The sequence below is a fragment of the Streptomyces sp. NPDC058240 genome (genome assembly GCF_042882135.1).
Lineage (GTDB): Bacteria > Actinomycetota > Actinomycetes > Streptomycetales > Streptomycetaceae > Streptomyces.
The window spans coordinates 37,739-47,911 of sequence record NZ_JBHVWT010000038.1 but is presented as its reverse complement, the minus strand read 5'-3'; the positions used below and the strand labels follow the sequence as shown (position 1 = coordinate 47,911).

The window sequence follows — 10,173 nt, the reverse complement described above, 5'->3', positions numbered from 1 at the left end:
GTCGGCGGAGGAAGAACCCAATCCCTCCGTAACGATGGGGTCTCTTTGATCGCACTTGGCGAAGAAAGCCCGCCGGCGGTGGGGGGGGTGTCGCGGACCCCCCCCCCCCCGGGGTGGGCTGTCACTGCCGTACGGGGCTCAGGCGCCCGGAGGGGTCGGGTCCCCGCCGTCCGTCTGCTCCTCGGCCGGGGCCAGGCCCAGACGCTCCTGGAGCCACTTGTCGAACTCGATCGAGGCGCGCACCCAGCTGACCGTCGACGAGACGAAGTGCTCCAGGCTGACGCCCGTACCGATGAGCATCTGCGCCTCACCGATCAGACGGACCGAGGTCTCGGTGTCCTCGGAGCCCTCCTCGGGCTCGTGGGTGTGCGTGTAGACCTTGGGCCACAGGGTGCGGCGGTTCCAGTCGTCGATCGCGTCGAGGAGGACCGGACGCTGGTCCGCGGCGTGCGGGCGGTCGTAGAACGTACGGACCGAGAAGACCTGCTGCTCGTCCTCGCCCCGGAACATGAAGTACGTGCGGAAGTCCTCCCACGGCGCCGCGAGGTCGCCCTCGTCGTCGACGACGTACTTCAGCTCCATCTGTTCGAGAAGCTGCTTGACGAGGTCCTGGTCAGGGACAACGGGGCCCTCGGGTCCTGCCGCCTGCGGTTCGGGCTGGCCCCCGAAATTCGGAATCGAGGACGGATCGATAGACATCGCTGGGTACTCCTGTGGATCGCACGTGGTTTCCTGCCGACGACCCTAGCCGCGTTTCGCCGGACAGGCCTTACGCCCTACGGGGAATCATCTCTGCATCCGCTCCCCGCGCCCGTGTCCAAGCGGCGGCGGCAAGAATCGCGCACAGCACCCCGAGGAGTCCGGACGCGCCGATGGTGTTCGCCGACGAGCCGGACAGCTCCGTCGCCACACCCCCCACGGCGACACCGATCCCCTGCATGGCGGTCACCCCCGTCCTGGCGAGCCCCAGCGCCTGGCCACGCCGGTCGGCCGGGGTCAGGAGCACGAAGGTGGCCCCGGCGGTGATCTGGTAGGCGGAGCACACCCCGGCCACCAGCAGCAGGAACATGGCCGCACCCACACCGGGGTCGAGCCAGTAGGCGAGCAGCGGCAGATTCGCACCGATCGCCAACGGCCCGAGCAGGCGGCGCCGCGACTCGTCGCCGACCTTGGCCCGCCCCAGCAGGGCCGCTCCCAGCACCATTCCCGCCGGATGCGAGGCGAGCAGGAGTCCCACCGAGGAGGCGCCACCGCCGGCCTCGTCCGCGAACGGGGCGGCCAGTCCTTCCGGCAGGACGACGAACCCCGCGAGCCACCCCAGCGCGAGCAGCGACCGGAGCCTGCGGTCCGACCAGATCAGCGCGGCGGCACCCCCGACCTGTGCGCCGAGCCGCGGCTTACGGGCGTCGGCACTCGCCGCGGGACGGGCCTTCACGCCGAACCTGACCAGGGTCGCCGAGAGCAGGAAGGTCACCGCGTTCACGCCCAGGGAGAGGTTGCTGCCCAGCCACGCGGCCAGCAGACCGCCACCGGCGAAGCCGGCCAGCTGTCCGACCTGGTTGGTGATCTGCATGACCCGTTGGCCGCGTTCGTACCGCTGCGTACCGAGCACGGTGGGCAGCAGTGCGCCCTGGGCGGCGCCGAAGGGCGCCTCGGCCAGCTGCGCCAGCACCAGCAGCCCGGCGAGCAGCGGCAAGGGCATCCCGGGCAGGGCCATCAGCCCGACCATCACCATCCGCACCAGGTCGCAGCTGATCATGACCGTACGCCGGGGGAAACGGTCCGCCAGGCCGGACAGGAGCACCCCGGACAGCAGAGCGGGCAAGGTGGTCAGCGCATACGTCGCCGCGGTCCATCCTGGCGAGTCGGTGCGTTCGAACACGAGCAACGACAGGGCCACGCGTGCCAGCTGGTCACCCAGGATCGACTGGGCATAAGCAGCCCAAAGCGCACGGAATTCGCCAAGGTGAAAGAGATTGTCAGATCTGGGCTTTTCAGGCCCCGGCTTTATCTCATCGCCCATCCGCTCGTTCATGCGGGCACGCTACCGACTGCCGAATTCGGCCCCCAACCCTGCTTGCGAGCAGGCCACGACGGACGCCCCGAGGTGTCCTGATTATTCGCGCACCGCCGGGCGGACACCGCCTGCACCCGAGCAGAAGTCCCTTGTCAGAGGCGGGTGATGCGGCCCGGGACGGCGCCGCATCAGAAGATGCCACCCATCGGTGCGGAGCGAGACGTTTGGCGCAATATCGATGTTGAACAGTGGATCATCGATGACGGCGGCCGTTTTCCCTTTCTCCCGGAATCACCGCGATCCCTCGCCCCTCGCACGGCGGCGCCGACGTGTCCCGGCCTGGACGCACGCCCTTCCGCACGCTGGTACGGACGGCATGTCCCCGTCCGGGACCCATGGGCCTCCGGCCGGGGACCCGGCATCGAAACCGGCCATGCGCCGCCTACAAGGTGCTGCCCGAGGTCGCGGGCCCGACGAGCAGGCCGTCCCCGACCCGGTCCACCCGGACGGTGTCCCCGTCCTCGACCTCGCCCGCGAGAATCTCCTTCGCCAGCCGGTCGCCGATCGCCGTCTGGATGAGGCGGCGCAGCGGCCGGGCCCCGTAGGCCGGGTCGTTGCCCTCCTCGGCCAGCCAGGCCAGGGCCTCGGGCGTGACGTCGAGGGTGAGCCGGCGGTCGGCCAGCCGCTTTGCGAGCCGGTCGATCTGGAGCTGCGCGATGTGCGACAGCTCGTCGCCGGACAGCGCGGAGAAGACCACCAGGTCATCGAGCCGGTTGAGGAACTCCGGCTTGAACGAGGCCCTCACGACCTCCAGGACCTGTGCCTTCTTCTCCTCGGGCTTGGTCAGCGGGTCGACCAGGAACTGGCTGCCGAGGTTGGAGGTCAGGATCAGGATGGTGTTGCGGAAGTCCACCGTCCGGCCCTGGCCGTCGGTGAGCCGGCCGTCGTCGAGTACCTGGAGCAGGATGTCGAAGACCTCGGGATGGGCCTTCTCGACCTCGTCCAGCAGCACGACGCTGTACGGGCGGCGGCGGACCGCCTCGGTGAGCTGGCCTCCCTCCTCGTAGCCGATGTATCCGGGCGGGGCGCCGACGAGCCGCGCCACGCTGTGCTTCTCGCCGTACTCGCTCATGTCGATGCGGACCATGGCCCGCTCGTCGTCGAACAGGAAGTCGGCGAGCGCCTTCGCCAGCTCCGTCTTGCCGACACCGGTCGGGCCGAGGAAGAGGAACGAGCCGGTGGGCCGGTCCGGGTCGGCGATTCCGGCGCGGGTACGGCGCACCGCGTCCGACACCGCCCGCACGGCCTCGCCCTGCCCGATGAGGCGCTTGCCGAGCTCGTCCTCCATGCGCAGCAGCTTCTGGGTCTCGCCCTCCAGCAGGCGTCCGGCGGGGATGCCGGTCCAGGAACCGACGACATCGGCGATGTCGTCCGGGCCGACCTCCTCCTTGACCATGGTGTCCTTGGCCGCCTCCCGCTCGGCCTCGCTCGCCTCCGCCAGCTCCCGCTCCAGGCCGGGGATCTCCCCGTAGAGCAGCTTGGAGGCGGTGTCGAAGTCGCCGTCGCGCTGGGCGCGTTCGGCCTGGCCGTGCAGTTCGTCGAGACGTTCCTTCAGCTCACCGACGCGGTTGAGGCCCTGCTTCTCCTTCTCCCAGCGGGCGTTGAGGCCGCGCAGCTCCTCCTCCTTGTCGGCGAGGTCGCGGCGCAGCTTCTCCAGGCGCTGCCGGGAGCCGGGGTCGGTCTCGTTCTTGAGGGCCAGCTCCTCCATGTGGAGGCGGTCGACGGCGCGCTGGAGCTCATCGATCTCGACCGGCGAGGAGTCGATCTCCATGCGCAGCCGGGACGCCGCCTCGTCGACCAGGTCGATGGCCTTGTCGGGGAGGAAGCGGGAGGTGATGTAGCGGTCGGACAGGGTCGCGGCGGCCACCAGCGCGGAGTCCGCGATGGAGACCTTGTGGTGGGCCTCGTACCGGCCCTTGAGCCCGCGCAGGATCGCGATGGTGTCCTCGACGCTCGGCTCGGCCACCAGCACCTGCTGGAAGCGGCGCTCCAGGGCGGGGTCCTTCTCGATCCGCTCGCGGTACTCGTCGAGCGTCGTCGCGCCGACCATGCGGAGCTCGCCGCGGGCCAGCATCGGCTTGAGCATGTTGCCGGCGTCCATGGCGGAGTCGCCGCCGGCGCCCGCGCCCACGACGGTGTGCAGCTCGTCGATGAAGGTGATGATCTGCCCGTCGCTCTCCTTGATCTCGGAGAGGACGGTCTTCAGCCGCTCCTCGAACTCGCCGCGGTACTTGGCGCCCGCGACCATCGCACCGAGGTCGAGCGAGACGAGCCGCTTGTTCTTCAGGGACTCGGGGACGTCGCCCTTGACGATGCGCTGGGCGAGGCCCTCGACGACGGCCGTCTTGCCGACGCCGGGCTCGCCGATGAGCACGGGATTGTTCTTGGTGCGTCGGGACAGCACCTGGACGACGCGGCGGATCTCCTGGTCGCGCCCGATGACCGGGTCGAGCTTGCCCTCGCGTGCGGCCGCGGTGAAGTCCGTACCGAACTTCTCCAGCGCCTTGTACTGGCCCTCCGGGTCGGGTGTGGTCACCCGTCGCCCTCCCCTGCTCTTCTCGAACGCGTCCAGCAGCTTCTTCGCACTGGCCCCCTGCCCACTGAGGATCTCACCGGCGCGGCCACCCTCGGCGGCGATGCCGATCAGCAGGTGCTCGGTGGAGATGTAGTCGTCGCCGAGCTCCTTCGCGCGCTGCGCGGCATCGGCGATGACAGCAAGCAGCTCCCGGTTGGGCTGCGGCGGGGCGACGGTCGAGCCCGTGACGCTGGGCTGGGCGCCCAGGAGCCGCTCGGTCTCGGTGCGTACGGCGATCTGGTCGGCCTCGACGGCGGCGAGCAGATCGATGATGTTCTCGTTGTCCTCGCCCGCGAGCAGCGCGAGCAGCAGGTGCCCGGGGGTCAGATCGGGGTGCCCGTCCTTCACGGCCCTGCTGGTGGCCGCGTTGATGGCGTCCCGGCTCTTGTTGGTCAGCTCGGCGTCCACGTGCGCTTTCTCCTCCTTGCGGTGGCTGGCTCTCTCCACAACACTGACTTAGTCAACGTGCATAAAGTTGAGTCTATTCCACTCAAGGCGATGTTGAGTCCAATCCACTCAACTTGATGCCGGGAGCTGTCCGCGCCAGGAACTGCCCCTTGTTCCGCTGCTTCGAGTGAACCGGCCGCACCGGCCCTCCGCCACCGCAGCGGGGCCCACGGCGGGGCCGGCGCCGCGCCCGCGCTGCCTACGCTGTCCCCATGGCAGTCGACGTGACGAACCCCGGCCCCGAGTACCTCGCCTTCTGGCGCGCACGCCATGTGTGCACCCTGACCACGCCCCGCCCCGACGGCACACCGCACGTGGTGCCGGTGGGTGTCACGTACGACCCCGAGACGGGGCTGGCGCGGGTCATCACCGGCAAGAACACCCGGAAGGCCGCCAATGTCCTGGCCGCGGGCCCGGACGGCGCACGGGTCGCCGTCTGCCAGATCGACGGGCGCCGCTGGGCGACGCTGGAGGGGCGCGCGACGGTGCGCACGGAACCCGAGGTGGTGGCCGACGCCGTACGCCGCTACGCAGAACGCTACGAGCGCACGCCGAAGCCCAACCCGGACCGGATCGTCATCGAGATCGCCGTGGACCGGGCGCTCGGCAGGGCCTGACCGGTCCGCGGACCGCGGACCGCGCCCGGCGGGGCGGGCGCGGCCGGGAAAAGCACAACGGCGCCATCGTGTTCAGGTCACGATGGCGCCGTTGTGTGGGGGAGTGACTGAGCGACATGGAACGACGGGGGATCGCTCAGGCACTGCGGGGGGTGGCGGAAATAGTCTCTGGCTCGAACAGCTGGTGGTCCCGCCGGTCGAGGTTGACGAAGATCATGTCGTACCGAATCGCACAGCGAACGGGCTGCGGGGCTCCACGCGGCTTGCGGAGGCAACGGTAGGCACGTACTTCGTCGTCTTCTTCGCGTGCGACAACGATGGGGTCGCCGAACAGAGTGACCATCAACGAGTCGCCACAGTGGGGGATGGCAGTGACGAGGTCGATGAAATGCCAGCCTGATCGGTAGGCCGTGGCCATCTCTCGCCGGAAGGTCCGGTCGTCCGGCGGGATGGTCATGCGCCCGGTCGGGTCGGTGCGACGACCCAGCTGATCTCGTCGGACGCGACCGACGTCCCGGAGAGCCAGCTGATCTCGCCGGCAGGGCTCGCGGCCTCGACACTCCAGCTGATCTCGCCCGGCCCGGCGCCCGCTTCGGTACTCCAGCTGATCTCGCCGCCCTTGGCGGCCCCCGAACCCCAGCTGATCTCATCGCTTCCCAGTACGCCGAAGCCCAGGGCCGCGACGAATGAGACGGCAAGCGCCGAGCGAAGCAATCGCTTATACATAGTCGGCTTCGTCCTCACTTGTGGATTCTTCTCCCCCGCACCTAAGACGATGTCTCACCTGGGCACACGAACACCACCGAGTCGATGCATCATGTTCCTGCATGTTCAGGAACCTGGGGGGTGGAGATATGACCACAAGCAACACAAAAGGTACGCATCCTCACGGGATCACCGAACTATGCGAAGACGGAGGACGTCTCTACGCCAGTGCGCTGCGCTCCGGCCGGATATCGCGGGCCGAGGTGGCCACCGCGCCCTGCCTGATGGACTTCGCCCTGCTGCATCCCGACCCCGACGACGCCGAGTGGCTCCGCCCCGTCCCGCCGTCCGCGGCGCTGGCACAGCGATTGAACCCCATCGAACGCGAGATCCAGGAGCACAGAAGACTGTCCCTGGAATTGGCCGAATCGTTCGAACCCTTCATGGACATCAGCGCCCAGGATCCCCCCATCACCCACGCCATCACGGTGCTGGAGGGCAGCAACCGCATCAACGCGGCCCTCGACCTCGCCACCGCCGAGTGCCGCACCGAGGTACTCACGGTCCAACCGGGCGGCGACCGGGGCGAGGACCGCCTCCGGGAGGGCCTGGAGCGCGCACTGCTGGTGGTCGACCGCGGGGTGGGCATGCGCACCCTCTACCAGCACACCGTCCGGCACAGCCAGGGCACGCGGGCCTACGCGGAGCGCCTGGCCGACGGCAAGGTCGAGATCCGCACGCTGGAAGAGCTCATCTCGCGCCTGATCGTCTTCGACCGGGCCGTCGCGTTCATTCCGGCCAGCGACGACGACCAGGTCGCCCTCGAACTGCGTCACCCGGGACTGGTCGAGTACCTGATCAAGGTCTTCGAACAGCTGTGGAACCGTGCGTCCCCCCTCCTGGAAGAGCTCCCGTACGACCCTGCCCCCCAAGGCATCAGCGGAGTTCAGCGCTCCATCGCCCAACTCCTCGTAGAAGGCCATGTGGACGACTCGATCGCCCGCCGCCTCGGCATGAACGTCCGCACCTGCCGGGCACACGTGGCCAAGCTGTCCGCCGTCCTGGGCAGCACGAGCCGCGCCCAGCTCGGCTATCTGATCGCCCAGTCAAGGATCCTCGACCAGGATTCCTGACCGGCCGGCACCTCGCGCCCCCGCCCTCGGCGGAGTACGTGGCCGCACGACGGGTGAGCATGGCCACGTCCCGGACGAGTCGGCGGTCACCAGTTCCTCCGGCACCCCCACTTTGCCCAGCCCTTGGGCTTCCACCACCGTCATCTTGCTGCACTGCCGAAAGCCGGGGGGCACGAATGGGCAGGGACGAAGACACAACGGCCCATGCGCACGGGGGACGTGAGCTGTGTGATGCGGCCGTCAGGATCTGCACAGAGGCTCTGAGCGTTCCTTCCTTCCGCGAGGAACGGCCGGAGAAATGGCGCCGTCAAGCCGCTCACCGACGAGCCGCACGCCCACCCCACCCCGCAAGCAACTCCTCCCGCTCCGCGCGACCGGGAGTGCCGCCGCCATGGGTGCGCCCCCAGGCGAGCAGTGCGGCGGGGGTGGCCCGGCCGGTCGCGTAGGCGTCGAGCAGGTCCTGCGACAGCCGGTGCTCGGCGGGGCTGTGGGAGGCGGTGGCCGCGATGACGGTCAACTCCACCTCCCCCTCGGGGGTTTCGAGGCGTACGAACATCGCGGGGCCGTCGTCGCCCCCGCCGAACGCCGATGTGATCACGGTGTCCAGCAGAATCCCGGCAGTCCTGGCCACCGAGGACCGCACTGCGCCGACGGGCGGGGTCAGGACAGGCCCCCGCCCATTGTCGCCGGCCATGATCGGACCGGAGTCGGGTTCCGGCCGCTGCCCCGCACCGGGGGCGTACGACGAAGGGCCGGGGAGCCGACCCGTAAGTCGGCTCCCCGGCCCTTCGTCGCGCGGGTGGGCGGTCCACCGGGCGCAGCCGCGCCCGGCCCGGCCCGCCCTCCCGCTCAGTCCTTCGGACGCTTCGGGCGCCAGACCACCAACGCGCTGGTCTGCTGCACGTCCTGATACGGCACCAGATCGCGCCGGTACGAGGCGTGGACCTGCGCCTCGCGCTGCTGCATCGCCTGTGCCGCGCCGTCCACGGCCGCCGAGAGCTCGGCGACGCGCTGCTGGAGCGCGGCGACCTGGTTCTCCAGCTCGATGATGCGCTTGATGCCGGCGAGGTTGATGCCCTCGTCCTGCGACAGCTGCTGCACGGTGCGCAGCAGCTCGATGTCGCGGGCCGAGTAGCGCCTGCCGCGCCCGGCCGTGCGGTCGGGCGAGACCAGGCCGAGACGGTCGTACTGGCGCAGCGTCTGCGGATGCAGGCCCGAGAGCTGGGCCGCGATCGAGATCACGTACACCGGGGATTCATCGGTCAGTTCGTACGGATTACGTCGTCGGCCGTCCACCTCAAGCTCCCTTCGCCGCCTGGAACAGTTCCGCCCGCGGGTCATGGCCCGCGGTCGCCTTCCGGTAGGCCTCCAGCGCGTCCCTGGCCTCGTTGCCGAGGTCCTTGGGCACCGCCACCTCGACGGTGACCAGCAGGTCGCCCCGGGTGCCGTCCTTGCGCACGGCGCCCTTGCCGCGGGCGCGCATCGTGCGCCCGTTGGGGGTGCCGGCGGGCAGTTTCAGGGTGACCGGCGGGCCGCCGAGCGTGGGCACCTTCACCTCGCCGCCGAGCGCCGCCTCCGTGAAGTCGACGGGCACGGTGACCGTGAGGTTGTCGCCCTTGCGGCCGAAGACCGGGTGGGCGCCGACGTGGACCACGACGTACAGATCGCCGGCCGGTCCACCGCGCTCGCCCGGACCGCCCTTGCCGCGCAGCCGGATCCGCTGGCCGTCGGAGACGCCCGCCGGAATCCTGACCTGCATGGTCCGGGAGGACTTGGCCCGTCCGCTGCCCTTGCAGACATCGCAGGGGTCCTGGGCGATGAGACCCCGGCCCTTGCAGTCCACGCAGGGGTCGGTGAGTGAGAAGCCGCCGCCGGTGCCGCGCGAGACCTGGCCGGTGCCGAGACAGGTCGGGCAGACCCTGGGGGTGCCGTTCTTGTCGCCGGTGCCGGAACACGCCTTGCAGGGCGCCTGGCTGGACATCCGCAACGGGACCGTGGCCCCGTCGACCGCCTCGGTGAAGCTGAGCGTCACCTCGGACTCGATGTCCTGGCCGCGGCGCGGCTGCACCCGGGTCCCCGTGCCGCCCCGGTTGAACAGGCCGCCGAAGACATCGCCCAGACCGCCGCCGCCGAAACCGCCGGCGCCGCCGCCCTGGCCCCCGCCCTGGGTGCCTCCGAAGAGGTCGCCGAGGTCGAAGTTGAAGTTGCCTCCCGCTCCTCCGGGTCCGGCCCTGAAGCCGCCGTTGCCGAAGAGGGCGCGTGCCTCGTCGTATTCCTTGCGCTTCTTGCTGTCGCCGAGGACGTCGTTCGCCTCGGAGATCTCCTTGAAGCGCTCCTCCGCCTTGTCGTCGCCCTTGTTGGCGTCCGGGTGGAACTCGCGGGCGAGCTTCCGGTACGCCTTCTTGATCTCGGCGTCGGTGGCGTCCTTGGGGACGCCGAGGACCTTGTAGTAGTCCTTCTCGACGAAGTCCTTCGTGCTCATCGACGTCCCTCCTTCCGGACGATCGGCCATGGGGACGGCACCCGGGGAGGTCGCCTGGCCTGGGGGTGGGGCGTGAGGTGGTTCGACGGGGGGTTCGACCCCCCCCGTGCCCCCACCCTCCTCTTCGGTTGCCTTTT

Annotated in this window: 10 protein-coding genes; 2 read left to right on the top strand and 8 right to left on the bottom strand. The window is 69.9% G+C overall.

What is annotated here, in order from left to right; all coding sequences use genetic code 11:
* Positions 1-138: 138 nt before the first annotated feature.
* The 3 genes from ACFVX4_RS33710 to clpB all read right to left on the bottom strand — a co-directional run bounded on the left by ACFVX4_RS33710 (position 139) and on the right by clpB (position 5,060).
* A complete protein-coding gene (locus ACFVX4_RS33710) occupies positions 139-699 on the bottom strand; it encodes a YbjN domain-containing protein (RefSeq protein ID WP_389984846.1) in 561 nt (186 codons plus the stop codon).
* A gap of 70 nt (positions 700-769) precedes the next feature.
* Positions 770-2,023: an MFS transporter gene (locus ACFVX4_RS33705; RefSeq protein WP_389984866.1), complete on the bottom strand. Its 1,254-nt coding sequence runs from the start codon at positions 2,021-2,023 to the stop codon at positions 770-772.
* Positions 2,024-2,459: 436 nt separating this feature from the next.
* The gene (gene clpB, locus ACFVX4_RS33700) at positions 2,460-5,060 is read right to left on the bottom strand and encodes an ATP-dependent chaperone ClpB (protein WP_389984843.1); all 2,601 of its coding nucleotides are present in this window, start codon (positions 5,058-5,060) and stop codon (positions 2,460-2,462) included.
* Between the two features lie 251 nt (positions 5,061-5,311).
* Here clpB and ACFVX4_RS33695 point away from each other — a divergent pair, with 251 nt between their 5' ends.
* Positions 5,312-5,716 carry a pyridoxamine 5'-phosphate oxidase family protein gene (locus tag ACFVX4_RS33695; protein ID WP_389984840.1) on the top strand — a complete coding sequence of 135 codons (405 nt, stop codon included), beginning with the start codon at positions 5,312-5,314 and terminating at the stop codon, positions 5,714-5,716.
* A 136-nt stretch (positions 5,717-5,852) separates the two neighbouring features.
* Here ACFVX4_RS33695 and ACFVX4_RS33690 read toward each other — a convergent pair whose 3' ends face one another.
* On the bottom strand, positions 5,853-6,173 hold the full coding sequence (locus ACFVX4_RS33690; RefSeq protein ID WP_072487853.1) for a (2Fe-2S)-binding protein: 321 nt from the start codon (positions 6,171-6,173) through the stop codon (positions 5,853-5,855).
* Positions 6,170-6,442, bottom strand: coding sequence for a 5'-nucleotidase (locus tag ACFVX4_RS33685; RefSeq protein WP_389984837.1), 273 nt, complete (start codon positions 6,440-6,442; stop codon positions 6,170-6,172). The genes ACFVX4_RS33690 and ACFVX4_RS33685 overlap by 4 nt, the downstream gene beginning before the upstream one ends.
* A 101-nt stretch (positions 6,443-6,543) precedes the next feature.
* Here ACFVX4_RS33685 and ACFVX4_RS33680 point away from each other — a divergent pair, with 101 nt between their 5' ends.
* A complete protein-coding gene (locus tag ACFVX4_RS33680; RefSeq protein ID WP_389984834.1) occupies positions 6,544-7,554 on the top strand; it encodes a helix-turn-helix transcriptional regulator in 1,011 nt (336 codons plus the stop codon).
* Positions 7,555-7,870: 316 nt separating this feature from the next.
* Here ACFVX4_RS33680 and ACFVX4_RS33675 read toward each other — a convergent pair whose 3' ends face one another.
* From ACFVX4_RS33675 to dnaJ, 3 genes are all read right to left on the bottom strand, one after another.
* Positions 7,871-8,248 carry a hypothetical protein gene (locus tag ACFVX4_RS33675; protein WP_389984831.1) on the bottom strand — a complete coding sequence of 126 codons (378 nt, stop codon included), beginning with the start codon at positions 8,246-8,248 and terminating at the stop codon, positions 7,871-7,873.
* A gap of 155 nt (positions 8,249-8,403) precedes the next feature.
* The gene (locus ACFVX4_RS33670; protein WP_072487850.1) at positions 8,404-8,850 is read right to left on the bottom strand and encodes a heat shock protein transcriptional repressor HspR; all 447 of its coding nucleotides are present in this window, start codon (positions 8,848-8,850) and stop codon (positions 8,404-8,406) included.
* 1 nt (position 8,851) lies between these two features.
* A complete protein-coding gene (gene dnaJ / locus ACFVX4_RS33665) occupies positions 8,852-10,036 on the bottom strand; it encodes a molecular chaperone DnaJ (RefSeq protein ID WP_385325909.1) in 1,185 nt (394 codons plus the stop codon).
* Between the last annotated feature and the right edge of the window lie 137 nt (positions 10,037-10,173).

Coding starts and splice junctions, on each gene's coding strand:
- ACFVX4_RS33710 (WP_389984846.1), bottom strand. CDS start 699: ATGTCTATCGATCCGTCCTCGATTCCGAATTTCGGGGGCCAGCCCGAA.
- ACFVX4_RS33705 (WP_389984866.1), bottom strand. CDS start 2,023: ATGGGCGATGAGATAAAGCCGGGGCCTGAAAAGCCCAGATCTGACAAT.
- ACFVX4_RS33695 (WP_389984840.1), top strand. CDS start 5,312: ATGGCAGTCGACGTGACGAACCCCGGCCCCGAGTACCTCGCCTTCTGG.
- ACFVX4_RS33690 (WP_072487853.1), bottom strand. CDS start 6,173: ATGACCATCCCGCCGGACGACCGGACCTTCCGGCGAGAGATGGCCACG.
- ACFVX4_RS33685 (WP_389984837.1), bottom strand. CDS start 6,442: ATGTATAAGCGATTGCTTCGCTCGGCGCTTGCCGTCTCATTCGTCGCG.
- ACFVX4_RS33680 (WP_389984834.1), top strand. CDS start 6,544: ATGTTCAGGAACCTGGGGGGTGGAGATATGACCACAAGCAACACAAAA.
- ACFVX4_RS33675 (WP_389984831.1), bottom strand. CDS start 8,248: ATGGCCGGCGACAATGGGCGGGGGCCTGTCCTGACCCCGCCCGTCGGC.
- dnaJ (WP_385325909.1), bottom strand. CDS start 10,036: ATGAGCACGAAGGACTTCGTCGAGAAGGACTACTACAAGGTCCTCGGC.